The sequence below is a fragment of the Micromonospora sp. Llam0 genome, from assembly GCF_003751085.1.
Taxonomy (GTDB): domain Bacteria; phylum Actinomycetota; class Actinomycetes; order Mycobacteriales; family Micromonosporaceae; genus Micromonospora_E.
The window spans coordinates 125,733-142,608 of the sequence record NZ_RJJY01000001.1 but is presented as its reverse complement, the minus strand read 5'-3'; the positions used below and the strand labels follow the sequence as shown (position 1 = coordinate 142,608).

At 67.7% G+C, this 16,876-nt stretch carries 19 protein-coding genes; 15 read left to right on the top strand and 4 right to left on the bottom strand.

Annotation, left to right across the window (positions count from 1 at the left end):
- Positions 1-6 precede the first annotated feature (6 nt).
- Positions 7-663, top strand: coding sequence for an HAD family hydrolase (locus EDC02_RS00695; protein ID WP_123600250.1), 657 nt, complete (start codon positions 7-9; stop codon positions 661-663).
- On the opposite strand, the gene EDC02_RS00690 is transcribed toward EDC02_RS00695, so the two are convergent.
- Entirely contained in the window at positions 664-1,998 is a 1,335-nt protein-coding gene (locus EDC02_RS00690; RefSeq protein ID WP_123600249.1) for an XRE family transcriptional regulator, read from the bottom strand.
- Between the two features lie 484 nt (positions 1,999-2,482).
- Here EDC02_RS00690 and amcA point away from each other — a divergent pair, with 484 nt between their 5' ends.
- The 4 genes from amcA to EDC02_RS42235 all read left to right on the top strand — a co-directional run bounded on the left by amcA (position 2,483) and on the right by EDC02_RS42235 (position 5,111).
- Positions 2,483-2,668, top strand: a complete 186-nt coding sequence (amcA, locus tag EDC02_RS00685) for a multiple cyclophane-containing RiPP AmcA (protein WP_123600248.1) — start codon at positions 2,483-2,485, stop codon at positions 2,666-2,668.
- A complete protein-coding gene (locus EDC02_RS42240; protein ID WP_255499733.1) occupies positions 2,665-2,787 on the top strand; it encodes an NAD-dependent epimerase/dehydratase family protein in 123 nt (40 codons plus the stop codon). Before amcA ends, EDC02_RS42240 begins: the two co-directional genes overlap by 4 nt.
- A gap of 844 nt (positions 2,788-3,631) precedes the next feature.
- Positions 3,632-4,783: a transposase gene (locus tag EDC02_RS00680; protein WP_148083288.1), complete on the top strand. Its 1,152-nt coding sequence runs from the start codon at positions 3,632-3,634 to the stop codon at positions 4,781-4,783.
- Positions 4,773-5,111 carry a transposase gene (locus EDC02_RS42235; RefSeq protein ID WP_158632008.1) on the top strand — a complete coding sequence of 113 codons (339 nt, stop codon included), beginning with the start codon at positions 4,773-4,775 and terminating at the stop codon, positions 5,109-5,111. Before EDC02_RS00680 ends, EDC02_RS42235 begins: the two co-directional genes overlap by 11 nt.
- A gap of 153 nt (positions 5,112-5,264) precedes the next feature.
- Here EDC02_RS42235 and EDC02_RS00670 read toward each other — a convergent pair whose 3' ends face one another.
- Positions 5,265-6,149, bottom strand: a complete 885-nt coding sequence (locus EDC02_RS00670; protein ID WP_199757918.1) for an IS3 family transposase — start codon at positions 6,147-6,149, stop codon at positions 5,265-5,267.
- A gap of 5 nt (positions 6,150-6,154) precedes the next feature.
- On the bottom strand, positions 6,155-6,448 hold the full coding sequence (locus EDC02_RS42610; protein WP_370461403.1) for a transposase: 294 nt from the start codon (positions 6,446-6,448) through the stop codon (positions 6,155-6,157).
- 145 nt (positions 6,449-6,593) lie between these two features.
- Between EDC02_RS42610 and EDC02_RS00665 the strand changes: the two genes are divergently transcribed.
- The 4 genes from EDC02_RS00665 to EDC02_RS39425 all read left to right on the top strand — a co-directional run bounded on the left by EDC02_RS00665 (position 6,594) and on the right by EDC02_RS39425 (position 9,770).
- Positions 6,594-7,340 carry a hypothetical protein gene (locus tag EDC02_RS00665; RefSeq protein WP_123600244.1) on the top strand — a complete coding sequence of 249 codons (747 nt, stop codon included), beginning with the start codon at positions 6,594-6,596 and terminating at the stop codon, positions 7,338-7,340.
- 83 nt (positions 7,341-7,423) lie between these two features.
- Positions 7,424-8,185 (top strand): hypothetical protein, encoded by a 762-nt coding sequence (locus EDC02_RS00660; RefSeq protein ID WP_148083287.1) that lies wholly within the window; start codon positions 7,424-7,426, stop codon positions 8,183-8,185.
- 11 nt (positions 8,186-8,196) lie between these two features.
- On the top strand, positions 8,197-8,883 hold the full coding sequence (locus EDC02_RS00655; protein ID WP_158632007.1) for an HAD family hydrolase: 687 nt from the start codon (positions 8,197-8,199) through the stop codon (positions 8,881-8,883).
- Positions 8,874-9,770, top strand: a complete 897-nt coding sequence (locus EDC02_RS39425) for a hypothetical protein (protein WP_158632006.1) — start codon at positions 8,874-8,876, stop codon at positions 9,768-9,770. Before EDC02_RS00655 ends, EDC02_RS39425 begins: the two co-directional genes overlap by 10 nt.
- A gap of 190 nt (positions 9,771-9,960) precedes the next feature.
- Here the strand turns inward: EDC02_RS39425 and EDC02_RS00645 are convergent, their stop codons facing one another.
- Positions 9,961-11,688, bottom strand: coding sequence for an IS66 family transposase (locus EDC02_RS00645; RefSeq protein WP_199757460.1), 1,728 nt, complete (start codon positions 11,686-11,688; stop codon positions 9,961-9,963).
- A 69-nt stretch (positions 11,689-11,757) separates the two neighbouring features.
- Here EDC02_RS00645 and EDC02_RS00640 point away from each other — a divergent pair, with 69 nt between their 5' ends.
- The 6 genes from EDC02_RS00640 (at position 11,758) to EDC02_RS00615 (ending at position 16,268) form a co-directional block, all read left to right on the top strand.
- Positions 11,758-12,498: an AP endonuclease gene (locus EDC02_RS00640; RefSeq protein ID WP_148083285.1), complete on the top strand. Its 741-nt coding sequence runs from the start codon at positions 11,758-11,760 to the stop codon at positions 12,496-12,498.
- 98 nt (positions 12,499-12,596) lie between these two features.
- Positions 12,597-13,031, top strand: a complete 435-nt coding sequence (locus EDC02_RS00635) for a hypothetical protein (protein ID WP_148083284.1) — start codon at positions 12,597-12,599, stop codon at positions 13,029-13,031.
- Positions 13,013-13,657 carry a glycosyltransferase gene (locus tag EDC02_RS00630; protein WP_123600237.1) on the top strand — a complete coding sequence of 215 codons (645 nt, stop codon included), beginning with the start codon at positions 13,013-13,015 and terminating at the stop codon, positions 13,655-13,657. The genes EDC02_RS00635 and EDC02_RS00630 overlap by 19 nt, the downstream gene beginning before the upstream one ends.
- A 175-nt stretch (positions 13,658-13,832) precedes the next feature.
- Positions 13,833-14,261 (top strand): hypothetical protein, encoded by a 429-nt coding sequence (locus EDC02_RS00625; RefSeq protein ID WP_123600236.1) that lies wholly within the window; start codon positions 13,833-13,835, stop codon positions 14,259-14,261.
- Positions 14,258-15,280 carry an IS3 family transposase gene (locus EDC02_RS00620; RefSeq protein WP_123600235.1) on the top strand — a complete coding sequence of 341 codons (1,023 nt, stop codon included), beginning with the start codon at positions 14,258-14,260 and terminating at the stop codon, positions 15,278-15,280. Before EDC02_RS00625 ends, EDC02_RS00620 begins: the two co-directional genes overlap by 4 nt.
- 28 nt (positions 15,281-15,308) lie before the next feature.
- Positions 15,309-16,268, top strand: a complete 960-nt coding sequence (locus tag EDC02_RS00615) for a phosphotransferase enzyme family protein (RefSeq protein WP_158632005.1) — start codon at positions 15,309-15,311, stop codon at positions 16,266-16,268.
- The last annotated feature ends 608 nt before the right edge of the window (positions 16,269-16,876 follow it).

Here is a 16,876-nt window from a genome sequence, read left to right as displayed (position 1 = left end):
CGCCGGGTGATCGCGAGCGTGTTCTTCGATGTGGGCGAGACCATCGTCGACGAGTCCCGGGAGTACGGGACCTGGGCGGACTGGCTCGGCGTACCGCGCCACACCTTCTCCGCCGCCTTCGGGGCGGTGATCGCGCGCGGCCTCGACTACCGGGAGACGTTCCAGGTGTTCCGGCCGGGGTTCGACCTGGCCGAGGAGCGGCAACGCCGGACGGCGGCGGGGCAGCCGGAGTCCTTCACCGAGGAGGACCTGTATCCGGATGCCCGGCCGTGTCTGGCGGCGCTGCGCGAGTCAGGGCTGCATGTCGGCCTGGCCGGTAACCAGACGGCACGGGCGGAGACGATCCTGCGGGTCCTCGACCTACCGGTGGACGTCATCGGCACCTCGGACGGCTGGGGCGTGGAGAAACCGTCTACCGCGTTCTTCGACCGGGTGGTCGCCGAGGCAGGTTGCCAGGCCGGCCAGGTGCTCTATGTCGGGGATCGGTTGGACAACGACATCCGGCCCGCGCAGCAGGCGGGGATCGCGACTGCCCTGATCCGTCGCGGCCCGTGGGGGCACATCCTCGACGACCAGACGGTCATCGACCGTTGCCTGTTCCAGCTCGACTCGCTGGCAGAGCTGCCCGACCTCGTCCGCAAGCACAACGAGTCAGCTCGCTGACTATCCCGAGAGCGCGGCCCGGCCGGCGGTGAGAGCGGCGACGCGTTCGTCGAGCAGTGCGCCGTGTCGGCTGTCGCCGAGCGTCGGACGGACGGCTCGGACCCGGTCGAGGCCGGTGCCGTACCAGTCGGTGTGTAGGGCGTCGATGGCCTGGTTGAGGTAGTCGGCGGCGCGGTCGCCGTCACCGCCCTGCGCGGTGGCCATGTCGGCGAGGACAACGCTGCGCTGCTTGGCGCTGGTGCCGGTGAGCGTGGCGAGTGCCTGGTTGAGCTGTCCGGCAGCTTCGCTGTGGTCGCCGCTGGCGAGGGCGGCGTACCCGGCGAACGAATGCAGGCGGCCGTTGTCGTAGAAGTCGAGCCACTCGGGTGGGGTGGAGTTGCCGTCGACCGCGCCCGCGGCGAGGTCGATGTGGCGGCGGCTGGCCGCCGCCGCTCCGGCACGGGCCTCGACCTCCGAGGCGACGCAGTGCAGCCAGGAGCGGACCATGGGGCTGACGCCGTGCCAGGTGTGTTGCAGGGCAGCGTCGATCAGCGGGCGGGCGTTGGCCGGTTGGTGGCCGAAGGCGGGGATGAACGCCATGTGGCCGAGGACGGCGGCGGCCAGGGCGTGGTCGCCGGCCTCGCGGGTGGCGGCGAGGGCGACGTCGTAGCAGCGTTCGGCGATGGCGGGTTGGCTGAGGTCGAAGAAGGCGAGCCGGGCGGTGAGCAGCGCGGATTTCGCGAGCGCGCTGGCGAGACTGGCCCGGCTGGTACCGGTGGCGGCGGCGCGCAGGAGTCCGACGCCGAGCTGGGTGTGGGCGTAGGCGGCCTCGTAGAGCGGCCGGGCCGGGCTGGTCCAGTACAGCTCACGCTGGCAGCGCACGATCTGCTGGTACGAGTCGGGGTCGACGGTCCTGCCGTCGGCGCGTGCGGCGTCTGGATCGAGGGACAGCAGGGGTGCGACCAAGGGCAGCATGCTGGCGCCGACGAGAGCGCGTAGTACCGATGCGCGGTCCCATCCGTTGCTGTTGTCGTCTCCGGTGAGCATCTCCCACAACCTCCTGAACTCGTGCAGTGTCTCCGCGTCCGGTCGCACGGCAAGCTCGTCGGGGGTGAGCAGACCGAGGTCGCTTGCCGGCTTGCCGAGGATCGCGACCAGGTGCTTGCGGTAGCGCGGGTCGGGCCACCGCTCGCCGATCTCCCAGCGTCGGACGGTGTTGGCGTTGAGCCCGGTGTCGGTCTCGCCCGCGCGGCTCATCTCGGCGCGGATGTGTTCGGTGATCTCCTCGTAGGACCAGCCGCGTTGGAGCCTTTCCCACGCGAGCCGCCGGTTCGGGGGGTAGCGCCGTCCCGCCATCACGTACCTCCGGGCTTCACCTGTCGACATGGATCACGCTAGCCACTGCGGCTACGGGTCGTCACTAGCTGGTCGCGATTGGACGGGTAGCGGACGGTACCGGTCACCGCCTACAGACGGTTCGCTGATGCCGAGCATCGAATGACGCCGCTTCCTGGCGCCACCGGTGCTCACCGACCCGATCCGTCAACGGCATGAGGTTCATGGTGGACACATCGATCAGATTCGAGAACGCGTCACCTCGGCAGGGCCAGGCTGCCGCCATGGCGGTCGGTTTCGGTTCCGCGAGGTTGATTCCTCATCCGCGTACCGCCACTGGGGCTGCGCGGGTGGGTGACTGGCGGGGTGCTCCCAGCCGCCGCCTCGCGGTGGCGGACCCGCCGGCATCGCGGCGGGTCCGCCACTTCGGCGGCCAACGCCGGCGACCCGGCGGCGGGTTTGCCCGACTCAGGCGCGGCGCGCACAGGTCGGGGGCAGGACCGCGATGACGATCTACCTCTCCCGTAACGCCGCGACGACGGCAGTTGTCGCCGGCACCGTCAGGTCGAGCGACGGCGGCTCGCCGATCGCGGGAGATGGCCCCGCCGCGCCCAGCACCGATCCTCCGCTGTTCACCCACGTCTGGCAGCGGCTGTTCGAACAGAGCGTGCGGAAGGAGCGACGCCGATGATGTCCCGCGTTCTGGTCACCGGAGCAGCCGGCTTCATCGGCTCGCACCTGGTTGACGCGCCGCCGGTCAGCGAAGTCAGGGGCGTCCGCCTGCATCAGCGGAGGCTCGGTGAACTGTGATGCATCGACCGATCTCGACCCTGCGCGGCACTCTGACTCACTCTACGGCCGTGGAGCTGTACCAGCGCCACCACGCCACCACAGCCAGAACGTGCTCGACCCGTGGCAGGACTGCGCCATGCCCGGTACGGGCATCCGCCGCGTCTGTCATCGTGGCAGCCGGGGACGACCCTGATCGATATCCCGGCTCGCCACCGCCTTCTGCTGGCCGCGAGCCGGACGCGGGACAGCTGCCGCCGGATCGCACGGGTTGGGCAGTCGCTGGGCGCAGCCGGGCGCTCAATCCCGAGGATCTGCTCTATGACCGCGATCATCGAGGTCGTTGAGGTTTAGGCATGTATGGCGTAATTGTCCAGCAAGGAGGATTGTGGTGACGCTGACGTCCAGTGCGGCTGGGCTGCCCAAGCGGTCATCGGGAGCACCAAGGGACCTGGTTCTTGCAGGGCATTGCCTACGGTTCACCGCCGACGCGCAGGGCCTGACGGATGACGCACTGGCGGTGTTGGCCCCGCCATGTTCAATGGCGGAGCCGTCGGCTACGAAACCTGGTTGGTCGGTCCACATCGCGCTTGCCTCGGTCAGCGCTGGTCGCCGCCGTGGCCATCCGGTCCTTTCATGGTCTGACATTGGCCGGCGGCTGGAGCTCGTCGATGTAGCGGGCGGCCGTCTTGTCCTCGCCGGCCAGTATCGGCAGGGCTCCGCTGAGACTCTCATTGAGGTAGACGCCCAGTCGTAAACATTCACGTGGTTCTCGAAGCGTGATGGTCAGTGCGGGCTGAGTGACGGGGCTTGGCTGGTTCGGCGGGGCCCTGTCCGATGTGGTTTCATCTTGGGTGTGCCGGCGTTGGGTGATCTTTCTCGTGAAGAGCTGATCTCGCTCGCTCGGACGCAGGCGGAGCGGATCGCTGCTCAGGACGTTCGGATCGCGGAGTTGACGGCGGCGAACGAAGCTCTTGCGGCGCGGTTGGCACGGTTGGAGCATCTGCTGTCGCGGAACTCGTCGTCTCCGCCGTCGAAGGACGACGATCCGGGTCGAACGCCACCGGCGGTCAGGAAGAAGCGGGACACTCCGGCGGGTACGCGGGGTAAACAGCGGGGTGCGCCGGGGTCGAACCTGGCCTGGTCGGATGCCCCTGATCAGCGGCGGGACCGGTTCCCCGAAGGCGTGTGCGGGTGCGGAGCGCAGTTGACGCACGCGCGGGATCTGGGTGTGGTGGACCGGTATCAGCAGGTCGAGGTCCCGTTGATGACCGCGACGCTGACCCAGTACGACCAGCACGCGGTGCGGTGCGGGTGCGGGACGTTGCACACCGCGGCCCGCCCGCAAGGCGCGGGAGCCGGTCCGGTGGGGTACGGCCCGAACCCGCAGGCGTGGGCTGTCTATCTGATGGTCGTGCATTTCATTCCGGTGCAGCGGTGTGTGCGGATGCTCCAGTCGTTGACGGGGGCGACACCGTCGCCGGGGTTCGTGCACGGCATGCTGAGCCGGGCCGCCGCGTTGACCAGTGAGGTCGACAAACGGATCCGAACGCTGATCACCTTGGCGTACGCGGTGTGCTGTGACGAGACGCCGCTGCGGGTCGGGCCGAAGGAGCCGAAGCCGGGCCGCAAGAAAGCGGACAAGTACCTGCTCGTGGCCTGTACCCAGTGGTGGACTCACTACCAGGTCGGTGATCGGGACCTGGCCACGTTCACCGCGTTCGTGGTCAAGGACCTGACCGCCTCGGTGGTCGTGCACGACCGCTACCAGAACTACGACTCGGCCGGGTTGGGCACCCTGGTACACCAGTTGTGTTGTGCCCACCTCCTCCGTGATCTCGACGGTGCGGCCGAGGTGTACCCCGACGCGGTCTGGCCGAAGCGGATCTCCGACGCCCCGCGTGCTCTGATCCACGAGACGAACGTGGCCCGGGAACAGAACCGGCCCGGCATCGACCCGCAGGTCAAGGCCAAACTGCTGTACAACCTGCACCACGGTGTCCTGGTTGGCCTGTGACACCACCACCACCACCGGCAACCGTCCCGGTGAGCGTAAAGCCCGCCTGCTGCTGGAAGTCTTCCGGGACCGTCGCGCCGACGTGCTGCGCTTCGTCGACGACCTACAGGTTCCGCCGACCTCGAACCAGGCCGAACGGGACCTACGACCAGCGAAGATCCAGCAGAAGATCTCCGGGCGGCTCACCAGCGAGCAACGCACGAAAGACCGCTACAGAATTCTCGGCTATGTGTCCAGCGCGGCGAAGAACGGCCTCGACAAGATGCAGGTCCTCCGCGACGCCATCCTCGGACGGCCCTGGATGCCGGACCTACCCGTACCCACCTGACCCCGACCCACCCAGGTAAACATCAGCCGGCGGCCACCAGCCAACCGGCCATCACGCTATGCCACCGCACGGAACCCTACGCCCACCACCTGAATGTTTGCGCCCAGTCCTGAGGGGCCTCGCGTTTTCCGGACAGTGGTCCGGCCGGTTCTTTCACGCCGCGATTTGAAGGTTCTCGAACTCTGCGTGGACTTCCCGGGGAGGTCGGTAGCCCACCGCTGAATGCAGACGCTGACGATTGTACCAGAATTCGATGTAGGCAGTAACGTCCCGACGTGCCGCCTCACGCGTGGGATACTTCACACGCGACACGCGTTCGTTCTTCAGTGCACCGAAGAACGATTCCGCCATCGCATTGTCGAAACAAATTCCGGTCCGGCCAGCGGATCGCCGCAACCTCAGATCCCGAAGCGTTCTGCCGTAGTCGTCCGACATGTAGTTGCTGCCCCGGTCCGAATGAAAGATGGCGTTCTTCCTGAGTTCGCGATTCCGGGCGGCGTTACGGATGGCGCGGGAGATCAACGGCGTCTGGTAGTGGTCGTCCATCGCGTACCCGATGACTTCCTTCGTGCAGCAGTCGATGACGGTCGCCAGATACAGCCACCCCTCGCCGGTCGGGATGTACGTGATGTCGCCGACGAGCTTCTCCCCAGGCGCGTCGGCGGTGAACTCCCGGCCGACGAGGTCAGGCACCGTGCCGGACGACGACTGGGTGAGTCCCCACCGCCTCGGGCGGGGCTGGCACGGCACGAGCCCGAGCTCGCGCATCAGCTGGCGGACGAGTTCCGGCCCGGCGGACACGCCCTGGCGCCGCAGTTGCGCGTGGACACGTCGATGCCCGTAGGTGCCGTCAGACGCGGCGAACACCTCCTCGATGGCCGATCGAAGGTGGGCGCGGCGGGTGGCGGTCGCGGAGTCGGGGCGGGTTCGCCATTCGTAGTATCCGGACCTGGACACGCCGAGTTGTTCGCACATGAAGTCGACGGGGTAGGCGTACTTCGCGGTGTCGAGTCGCATCGTCTCGATGAACTCGTACAAGCTCGTTACCGAGGGTCCTTCGCGAAGTACGCCGCGGCTTTTTTCAGGAAGCTGTTCTCCATTTCGAGTTCCCGGTTGCGGCGTTCGAGTTCCTTCAGTCGAGCGCGCTCGTCGATGCCGATCTGTGGGCTGTTCTGGGCGCCGCTGTTTTCCCGCCGGTACTGGCGGACCCAGGAACGCAGCGTCTCCGGATGAACGTCGATCTCCCGGGCAACCTGCGACACTGGCTTGTTCGACTGTAGAACGAGTTGCACTGCTTCTTCACGGAACTCTGGGGTGTATGAGCTTATGCGTGCCATCGCGCTTCTTCCCTCGACTTTCCTAACAGGGTAACCTTATTGGCTCCCTGTCCGGAATCCTCGGGGCACCTCATCCCAACGAACAAGGTTGCTGCTGCCCTCCGGGGACGAACCGAGCCGGCGGTGGCCGGACTGGGTTGGCCGGATGTTCTTCGGAACGCGCTTACTCGCGGATGGTTGGTACCTGATGCACGCTGCGGCCGTAAGCGTCGACACGGACGTCGGTCCTCAGGCGGTGGTCTTTCTTGCCGGCTCACATGGCGGCAAGTCGACGCTGGCACACCGGGCGTCTGTCGAGTTGTCCGCCAAGTTCATGTCCGACGACCTTGTACTCCTCCGCCCCAGTTCCGGCGGCGTGATCGCGGTCGGCTGGCCAACCCGAGTCAGTATCCCGTTGGAACTTTTGAACACCATGACACACGAGAGGCCCACCACTGCGACTGCGCTCAACACCTTCGGGAGTAGCTCTCGACGGCACCGGTTGGTGCTCAGCCCACCCGAGTACGCTTCCATGTTTGACATCCAGCGGACCGGACCCACGATGGTGGGTGCGGTCGTCGTGGTCAGTCCAACCAGTGCCACCTCCCCGGGGCGGCACGGGCTGGAGGTCGATGGGAATATCGGCGTAGACCGGCTCGGGTCAGCGCTGACGGTCGCGACTCAGATTCCCGCTCAACGGTTGATGATGCTCGACCTTCTCGGTGTCGCTGGGCCGCCAGCGCAGCTGCTCCGGTCAACGGAGATCGGGCAGGCCGACTTGCTCGCTGCGCTCCGCAGCGCCGAGGTTGCGGTAGTCGGACTACGCGTACCGGACATGGCGCGGTTGCCGTCGCTGCCAGTATGGGATGCTCTCGCCGCCCACCTCCCCTGGATCATGGGGAGTGCGTCGTGACCATCCGTTGGGCTGTTCACAGCGGTAGCAACCGGTTGGTGGTAGCAGGACCACCCCACCTGGGCCGGTGGTGGCCCACGCTCTTGGCGCAGATCCCCACTGCGCGCAGCGAGCCAATCGAAGTGGATAGCGAGAACACGTCGCTCACCCTTGCTGACGCGACCACCCAGGCCGACGCCCGGCGCACCATCAACGCCAGGTTCCATGCCGAGCACCTCTACGACGACACGCTGAGCGTGCACGGTGTCGCCGTGGCGAAGGCGGGCCACGCGATGCTGCTGATCGGCGACTACGGCGCCGGAAAGAGTCTCTCTGGGCTGGCCATGATCACGTCGATGGGCTGGTCTCCCCTCGCGGGGGACACCTGCCTCGTGAGGCTGAATGGCCAGGGCAGCTTCGACGTGGTCGGCGGCACCCGCGCGTATGTGCTGCGACGATCTGCGATTGAGCGGTGGTTCCCCACCTTTGTTCTCGGCCAGCCGGATGACGAGCGGGTAGATCTCGCCGCGAGCCTTCCCAGTGACGCCAGCAACGCGGTCGCGGATCTTGCGGGCATCGTGATGGTGGCGGTGGATGGCAACAGCTTCGGGTCACCACCGGCTCCTTGTGGGGAACAGGTGGCCGCGAACGCGCTGTACCGGGCGAGCGGGCACCTGCTGAGCAAGATCCTGGACGACGCGGCGGCGGACCCGTTGTCGCTTCTGGAGGACCCCGAGTTAGCCCGCCGTCGACTGCGGCTGGTGCGTCGGCTGGCATCCACCATTCGTTGTTGGTGGGTGCGGGGCAGCCCAGGCGACATCGCGGCGGCGGTTGATGCCATGCAGCGTGAGGAGGATCGGCGGTGAATACATTAGCTGTGGCAGCGGTGGCGCTAGATTTCGGCGGCACGCTCGCAACTCCAGGGGCGTCACCGTGCGGCCGCGACGTCGTGGCCGTGTTGGAGTCGCGGTTTGGCTGGCCGAGTCCCGCTGGGCTTGACGTCGCGGTCGACGAAGTGCGTGCCGAGGCGAAGGCGGCATACCGGCAAGGTGTCCAGACACCGTGGGAGACGATTCTCGCGGATGCCTGGCAGCGCGTGAGCGCTCAGCCGCCAGACCTGGACGCGGTGGTTGACGCGCTGTGGGAGTCGGTGCCCGACGCTGTCGTCGATCCGCGTGCCGCCGCTGCGGTCCGGACGCTTCGCCGCAGCCAGCGGGAGCTGGTCCTGGCTTGCAACACTCAGCGCCCGATCGCCCACCGGCGACGGACGCTTGCGGTCGCCGGCTTGGTGGAGCATTTCGATGCCCTTGTGCTGTCCAGCGACATCGGGTTCACCAAGCCCGATCCCCGCTTCTACGCTGCGGTGGTCGACGCTGCCGGAGGTGTACCGGAGGCAGTGCTGTTCGTCGGCGACACTCTCGACAAGGACGTCGTCGGCCCGCGTGCCGCCGGGATGCGGGCTGCCCTGGTGTGCGCCGGGGAACCGCCGCCCGGCCTGCCCGAGGACGTTCCGGTCATCGCGCACGTGGCCGAGCTGCCAAACCTGCTGGAGCGATGGCCATGATCGATCCGAAAGGTATAGGTGCTCGGATCATCTTCCGGCGGGGTACCGCCATTGTCGTGCCGCGCGTGCCCGCGAGGCAGGGTTGGCTCGCGGCTCGGTACAGCGTGGTCAGCCCTGGGACCGAGCTGCGGCATCTTCTCGCCACAGCTGATGAAGACGATCATGCTGCCGGGTACATGACAGTCGCCGATTCGCTGGATGGTGGGCAGCTACTGACACCCGTGCCTCACGGTGCTGACGCCCAGCCTGACGACCACCGCGCACTGCCGATCCCGACGGGGGCCAGACCCGAGCACGTCGCAGTTGCCCGGTTCCAGCTGATAGCGGCTCTTGGCCTGCGCCGCTGGATGTCGGACGACCGCGCCTCGGAGCCCGTTGTAGTCATCGGCGGCGGACCGGTCGCCCTCGGCTGTGTGCTGGAACTCAAGCGCCGAGGTGTGGCGCAGGTGGTGGCAGTTACCCGGCATCCGCGACCGGCTGCGGCGGTCATACCGGACGTGACCATGCTGACCGAGCCGCCCGGGGTAGCGACGCAGACTTTTGTCATCGACTGCACCGGGCGTCCGACGCGAGCGCTGGCCATGGTCACCCCGGGCGGGCTCCTTGGCTTGCTGGGCACGCCGGGAGACGCGGCGGACCTGTCTTCCGCTGCCGTGCACCGGCAAGGCGTTGCTGTGGTGGGCATGCATGAACTTGCCGGTCACTCGGACCAGGCGAGGCGGTCGGCATCCGAGACCGTGCTGGGTTGGGTGGGCGACACGGTCGACATCGACGCAGTGCCGCGCTGGTTCGCCCGGTTTCCGGGCGAGCTGGCCGGTCCGTTCTACGCCGCTCTGACCGGCAATCGGCGCTGTACTGCACCGTTCGTGATCCTGGAGTGGTCGTGACCAGTTCGACGCCGACAGCCGTCGGCCTCTACAGCATCGGAATCCGTGGCGTCGATCCGGAAGCCCTACTCGCGCTCGCGGTGGGTAAGTAGTCCCAAGTCTCGTGGGTGACGCGGATAGGTGGGCATACCGACGGCCGGCGCGGCCGGTTGTGGTGACGGCGCCGTTGTGGTGGTGGTGGTGGTGGGTGTCAGCCGGTCGGTGGTGGCTGGGCCCAGGTGTGCAGGTCGGCGGGAGACGCGGTCCAGGGTAGGAATCGTTCCAGGTCCGGGCCGGTCAATGGTGTGCCGCCGTGGTGGCCGCAGGCGTCGAGGTAGGCGGTGAGGTAGGTCAGCGGGTTGAGGCCGGCCTGTTCGGCGGTCGCGGTGACGGTCCAGACGGTGGCCGCGAGGCGGGCGGCGTCGTCGGTGCGGGAGCCGTAGGCGTTCTTGCGGGTCACGACCGGTCTGCGGAGCGCGCGTTCGCTGGCGTTGTTGTCCAGGCTGATCATGGGGTGGTCGCGGTGGGCGGTCAGGCCGTCCCATTCTCGGTCCAGGGTGGCCAGGGCCTTCTTCGCCGGCTGTTGCAGCCCGGGGCTGGCCATCTGTGCCTGCCGGGCGGTGTCGATCGCGTCCAGAGCGGTGTCCCAGGCGGTGTACGCGTCAGCCAGCCGCGTGGCGGCTTCGGTCGCGGCGCGTCCGGGCGTGGCGGCCGTGGACGCGTTCCACGCGTCGGTCAGTTCGTCGTGGGCGTGGTAGAGGGCCTTGATCCGGTCCAGCCAGTCGCGGGTCCAGTACCCGAGTTGGGTCGGGTTCGCGTCCCCGGCGCGCACGAAGTACCGGCGGATGTGCGCCCAGCAGTACAGGTTGGTCAGACCGTCGGTCCTACGCCCGGCCGAGGCGTAGACGGTGTAGAAGTCACTGGAGACGACCAGCCCGCGCGGCCCGCCGTCGTCGTGCGGGGTCAACTGCCCGGTGTCGGGGTCGATCCCGGCGTGCCGGGCCAGCACCACCCCGGCGCGGGTCGGGTCCATCACGAAACAGGTGGTGTCCGCGCCGATGAACACCCACAGCCACCAGCGGGCCGGCCCGTCACCGGTATCGGGGGTGAACACGTGCCACGAGGTTTCATCAGCGTGCAGATGCCACGAATCACGGTTACGGGCGACGATCGCCTCTTGCAGCGGCGCGAGCAGCGCCCCGGCCGCCGTGCAGGTCCCGACCAGCGTCGACCCGCTGACGTCAGCCCCGTGACGGGCCAGCCCGGCGATCAGGGAGTTCTGGGAACGCCCGGCCACATACCGTTCGACCAGCAGCATCGCGATGAAGCCGTTACCGAACCGGCCCTTCCCGACCGCTTTCGGCGGCCCGGGTGCGGTCACCGTCCTCGCTCCCGCACACCGGCAACGCCGCCGGTACCGGCGGCGGCGGTGTACCACCACCCGCACCGTCACCCGCCAATCGACCTGCTCGAAGGCGTGATCACCGAACGCCTCGAACGGCGACGAACAATCCGGGCAGCAGTACCCGCCCCCGGTGAAGTCCCACAGCACCTCCACCCGCGGCAGGTGCGAGTAGTCCCTACGGCCGGCCCGGCCACCCGGCCCCCGCCGCGTCGCCTTCCCCGACTGCCGCCCGTCAGATTGACCGCCATGTCCACCCTGGCCGTCACCGTCACCGTCGACCGGCGACGACGGCCGGACCCGCTCCGACGAACGGCCGAACACCAGCCGCTGCAACACCGCCAGCTCCGCCGACAACCGCTCGTTCTCCGCCCGAAGCCGCCCATTCTCCGCCCGCAACTCAGCGTCCTCGGCCCGCAACTGCCCAGCCAACCGCTCCCACCGCTCGTTGGCCTCCACCACCCGAGCCAGCACATCCCGCAACCCGGCGTCAGCATCCGCCTCCACCGCAGCACCCACCGAAACCGTCACAGCCACCAACCAACACCATCACAGCCGCCCGACCACGCACCAACTGTCCGACTTACACACAGTCACCCACGGGACTTGGGACTACTTACCGCGGTGGAGCACGAGGTTCCGTTCTTGCACCTGCGCGGCGGCCCGCGCGGATTCGACCTGGCCAGGCGTGACACCGCCACGCTCGATCGGTGGGCTCGCTGCTCCCAGGTCAGCGTGCCGATAACCGTTGTCACCGCAGATCTCGATCTGATCGATTTCGCTCGGCCGGGCACTCCTACGTACTGGCGGGCCAGCGCCGAACTCAGCCAGCTGGGCCACGCCGCGTCCGTACTGCGAGCGCACGCGGTTCGCCTGCTCGCCAGGCATCACCTCGACCAGCGGCAGTGGGCCGACCTGGCGGTGCCAGACCTCGCCGCCCGCCACGGGCTGACGACGCTCATCGAGCTACATGAGCCAGCGTGGTTCACAGATCATTCAGTCGATGCGCTGGTTACGCACCTCGAACGAACCCCATGGCTCGCGTTGCTGATGGACACGGCTCAGGTCCAACAGGCGTGGCGGCGTTCCGAGGATCCCGACAATCTCGCCGCTCAGGTGTCCGTCCTCGCACCGCGCACCCGCGTCATTCACATCAGCGACAGTGACGATCATGTGCCCGGTGCCGGCTACGAAATCGTGGCAAAGACGTTCGGGCACCTGGAGAACGACAGCCCGGTCGAGATCGCCTTCGAATGGACCGGCGCCGACCGCAGCCCGCAGGTCTGCCTGGACCGCTACCGCCGCGCCGTTGCCTGGTGGCACTCCCGCTCGGAGGCAAACCTATGACGTCCGCACCGACCGCGATGCCTCGCCGATGGGTCATTCCCACGGACTACCCACGCTGGCCGAGCCCGTACTTTGCTCACCTCCACCGCTACGCCCCGATGACGCTTCCGTTGGCCTTCCGTCCGGACCTCGCCAGCGTCAACGCGATGCAGCCGCCCGGCGTACTCAACCTGCACCGGCTCAAACGGCTCTACCAAGATCCGGCCCAGGGGGCACGTACACCACAGGCTGCCGAAAGGTTGTTGGCGACCCTGGCCGGTCTGCGGCAGGCCGGCTGGCGCGTGGTCTGGACGGTCCACAACCTGAAACCGATCGACGGCGACGCGGCGACCGACACCGATGACACCGTGACCCGGGGTGTCCTCGACCTCGCCGACATCGTCCTGTGCCACACGCACGCAGATGCCACCACGCTGCGCCCCCGCACAGACGCGGACGTGCGTGTGGTCGGCTGGGCCGGGCTGGACGACCCGAGCGAGCGCCGAGCGGCGCGGTCTCCGAGCTGGTGCAGCACATGCGTGACCAGTCCCTGACGTTCCTGCTACTGGGCCACCTCACCCGGTACAAGGACGTACCCGCCACCGCTGCGGCCTTCCTCGCTCACACCACCCGCGCGAGCCTGGTAATCGCCGGCGCCAGCCGCGACCCAGCGATCTCGGCCGACATCAATCGCGTCGTCGCCGACGCCGAAGGCCGAGCCATCTGGTATCCACACCGCGTGCCACCTGAGCAGGCCGGCCACCTCTACGCTGCCGCAGACGCCGCTGTCTGCCCGTACCGCAGCGATGACGGCTACGACTTCTTCTCGGAGGTTCTGCACCCCAGCTCGGTCACCACCGCCATCTGCTATCACCTGCCGGTAATCGCGCCCGATCTACCCGCCGTCGAGGAAATCACCCGAGACCGTCCCCGATGGCTGACACCCGCCGAAGGCGACCTCGGACCCGCGATGGCCGCAGCGGAAGCCGCTCTGATGACACCACGACGTGCCGTCGAGCGGAAGGCCCCCAGGCCGCCGAGCAGCTCAGCCGGCCGGTGGAAACGCACCGGCCAGATCTACGAAGCGCTCGCCAAAGAACTGCTACCGGACCAACCCTCCGCACCAGCCGCGTCCGGTTGCCCACCACACGAAGACGCGACGGGAGAGTCCCTCCGATGACCGAACTCACCAGCGAACCCGCACGCACGATCGCCGACCTTCTCCTGCGCCGCTACGGACTCGCACCGGCCCGTCTGGCCCAGCTACCCACCCCCCTCTCTGTCAGGCTGAGTTGAGACAGGCCGTCTACCAGGGGATACGCTCCCCGGGACGGGTCTGAGGGGAGTTCATCAGCATGGCAGACAAGTCCATCGGTTCCGGCGATCTGGACGCCAAGCCGGTTCGTCGGACATTCACCGCAGAGTTCAAGGCCAGGATCCTCGCGGAATACGACGCGGCCCCCGACGCCACGGCCCGGGGTGCGATCCTGCGCCGGGAACGCCTGTACGGATCACACATCCTGGACTGGCGCAAGGCCCGTGACGCGGGCGCAGCGGCAGGCCTGACCGACCGACGCCAGTCCACCGAACGGACCCGGAAGAACACCGAGTCAGCCGAACTCGCCCGGCTACGTCGACAGAACGCCCGCCTCGAGATCGAGCTGACCAAGACACGCACAGCACTGGACATCATGGGAAAAGCGCACGCGCTCTTGGAACTGCTCTCCGAGAGCGCGGACACCGCGACACCCCCGCCGGCCTCGGCGAGGCGCACACCGCGCTGACACCACTGTGGGGCACCGCTGCGGCGTGCCGACTGACCGGCCTGTCCCGAGCCACCATCTACCGCCACCGCGACCCGACACCGCCGAAGCCCCGGACACCCCGCAGACCATCACCGTCCGCACTGACCGAAACCGAACGACAGCAGGTCCTCGACCTGCTCAACAGCCCGCCCTACCAGGACCTGGCACCCGCACAGGTATGGGCACGCGAACTCGACGAGGGCCGCTGGTGGTGCTCCGAGTCCACCATGTACCGAATCCTGCGCGCCGCTGGACAGAACGGCGAACGCCGCAACCAGGCCACCCACCCGGCCCGCACCAAACCCGAACTCGTCGCCGACGCCGCGAACCAGATATGGAGCTGGGACATCACGAAGCTACGCGGACCCGTCAAAGGCGTCTGGTACCACCTGTACACCGTGATCGACATCTGGTCCCGCTACGTCGTCGGTCACCTGGTCGCCACGCACGAGGACGGCCAACTCGCCGAAGCGCTGATCGCCGACGCCGCCGCCCGCGAACGCGTCGACCCCGACCAGCTGACCGTGCACGCCGACCGGGGCGCGGCGATGACCTGCAAGACCATCACCCAACTCCTCACAGACCTGAAGATCGGCCGCAGTCACAGCCGACCCAAGACATCCAACGACAACCCGTACATCGAGGCGAGCTTCAAGACCCTGAAGTACGACCCCACGTTCCCCGACCGGTTCGGGTCGATCCAGCACGCCCGGCAGCACTGCGAAGCCTTCTACACCTACTACAACCACGAGCACCGGCACTCCGGGATCGGCCTGCACACCCCCGCCTCGGTGCACCACGGCACCGCTGGACAGATCCGTCAGCAACGCCAGCACACCCTCGACGCCGCCCGTGCGGCTCACCCACACCGGTTTGGCCGCCGCCGACCCCAGCCGCCCCGCCTACCGGACCGGGCATGGATCAACAAACCAGACAACACCGCCCCCGACCAGAGCACCACCCCGCCCACGACCACACACCCAGCAACACAAAGCTAAGAAAAATCAAGAAGCTGTCTCACTTGCCTTGACAGGCTCCGCCATCGGGCAGGGAACAACCAACTACCGGGCGACGTGCGTAGGCCAAGACGTCTTCGTCAAGAACTATCCACCCGGCACGGACCTGGCCGGCGAAGCCGCCGCTATCGAGCTGTCGGCACTCGCCGAGCGCCACGGCACGCCGGTCGCCGGGCTGCTCCGTAACCACGCCGGAGACCCGATCGACGCCAGTTCCCTGTACGCGGTATCCGTGTGGGAGTGGATGCCCGGGGCCGTCGTCACCACGGACCTGACAGCGGGTCAGGCGCTCGCCGCTGGCACGACCCTTGGTCGTATCCACGCCGCCTTCGCCACCCTGCCCGCCAGCGCGGGACCATCGCCGCAAGCACAGAACTGGCTTGCCGTCGACCTCGTCGGTCTGGCAGCAACCGTCGACCGTCTCATCGACATCGCCGAGGCTCGCATCGCGGCCGGTCCTGCCGACCCCTTCGATACCCAAGCCGCCCGCACGCTCGCCGAGCGACGAGATTCCATCGCCGACATTCCCCGGCTCATGAAGGACCTGCCCAAGCTCACCACCCAGATCCTGCACGGCGACTACAGCCCAGTGAACCTGATCTTCGATGGCGACCGGCTTTCCGCCGTGATCGATTTCCGGCCGCCGGACCCGTTCTTCGTCTCCTACGAGGTGGGCCGGGTGGCGTTCTACCCCAACACGGTCGCCACGACGGCAGATTGGCTCACCATCGCGCGAACGCTGATCGAAGGCTACGTGCGGACCAACCCCACGGTGACCGACGACGACATCCGGTCCTGTGCCCGGGTCGCGCTGCTGCAACTGCTCACCAGCCTGTACGGAGTCAAGCAGCACTACCTCAAGCCTGGCCTGTTCCAGGACGCCCTCGACGAATTCTGGCTCCTACGCCACCGCGTGTCGGGGTACGGCCTGGAGTGCAAAGGCAAGTACGGCCACACGTACACACCGTGACGGCAAGATCTGCGCCGTACCAGGCGTTACTGTAGCCCGTCTGCGAGGTACCGCGACTTCAAGATCCCTACCGCGCAGCTTCCCCTCCTCGCCGCTGCGCGGCTGCGGTGCGGGTCGGCTTGCTACCGATGACAACGTCTGGCTGCGGCTGCGTGCCGAAGCTCTTCCATGCTCACGGCCCGCTGCCAGAAGCACGCCGGTCCCGGCTGCCTCTGCAAGGTCTGGAGGCACCTCGGCTGGGGCCATCCAACTTTGTTGATCATTTGTCCTTGCAGGGGTACGACAAGTTCTGCACACCTAGCCGTACGCGCCTATGTAGACGAGCTTGTACCCCGACACCGCGCAGCGAGCGTCCTGCTCGACCACCAGGCCGACACCGACGCTCTCCTCCACGACATCATCGCGGACCGCTGACACCAACCACCTCCTCACAGTGAGGAACATGATGACCACCCAGAACCCCCCACTCGGCCGGAACTGGCACGTCCTACATGGCCCAGTGACCCCGGAGGAGTTGCGCGCAGCGCTGGGACAGATCGCCTCCGTGCACGGGCTCCTCGTCACCCACCCACAGCCCGACACGGCAGTCCTCCTGCGGGAGGACCAAT

Excerpts from the sequence above, each read along its gene's own strand:
- EDC02_RS00690 (WP_123600249.1), bottom strand. The coding sequence starts at position 1,998 with ATGGCGGGACGGCGCTACCCCCCGAACCGGCGGCTCGCGTGGGAAAGG.
- amcA (WP_123600248.1), top strand. The coding sequence starts at position 2,483 with ATGACGATCTACCTCTCCCGTAACGCCGCGACGACGGCAGTTGTCGCC.
- EDC02_RS42240 (WP_255499733.1), top strand. The coding sequence starts at position 2,665 with ATGATGTCCCGCGTTCTGGTCACCGGAGCAGCCGGCTTCATCGGCTCG.
- EDC02_RS42610 (WP_370461403.1), bottom strand. The coding sequence starts at position 6,448 with ATGGCACGCATAAGCTCATACACCCCAGAGTTCCGTGAAGAAGCAGTG.
- EDC02_RS00665 (WP_123600244.1), top strand. The coding sequence starts at position 6,594 with ATGTTCTTCGGAACGCGCTTACTCGCGGATGGTTGGTACCTGATGCAC.
- EDC02_RS39425 (WP_158632006.1), top strand. The coding sequence starts at position 8,874 with ATGGCCATGATCGATCCGAAAGGTATAGGTGCTCGGATCATCTTCCGG.
- EDC02_RS00635 (WP_148083284.1), top strand. The coding sequence starts at position 12,597 with ATGACGCTTCCGTTGGCCTTCCGTCCGGACCTCGCCAGCGTCAACGCG.
- EDC02_RS00630 (WP_123600237.1), top strand. The coding sequence starts at position 13,013 with ATGCGTGACCAGTCCCTGACGTTCCTGCTACTGGGCCACCTCACCCGG.
- EDC02_RS00625 (WP_123600236.1), top strand. The coding sequence starts at position 13,833 with ATGGCAGACAAGTCCATCGGTTCCGGCGATCTGGACGCCAAGCCGGTT.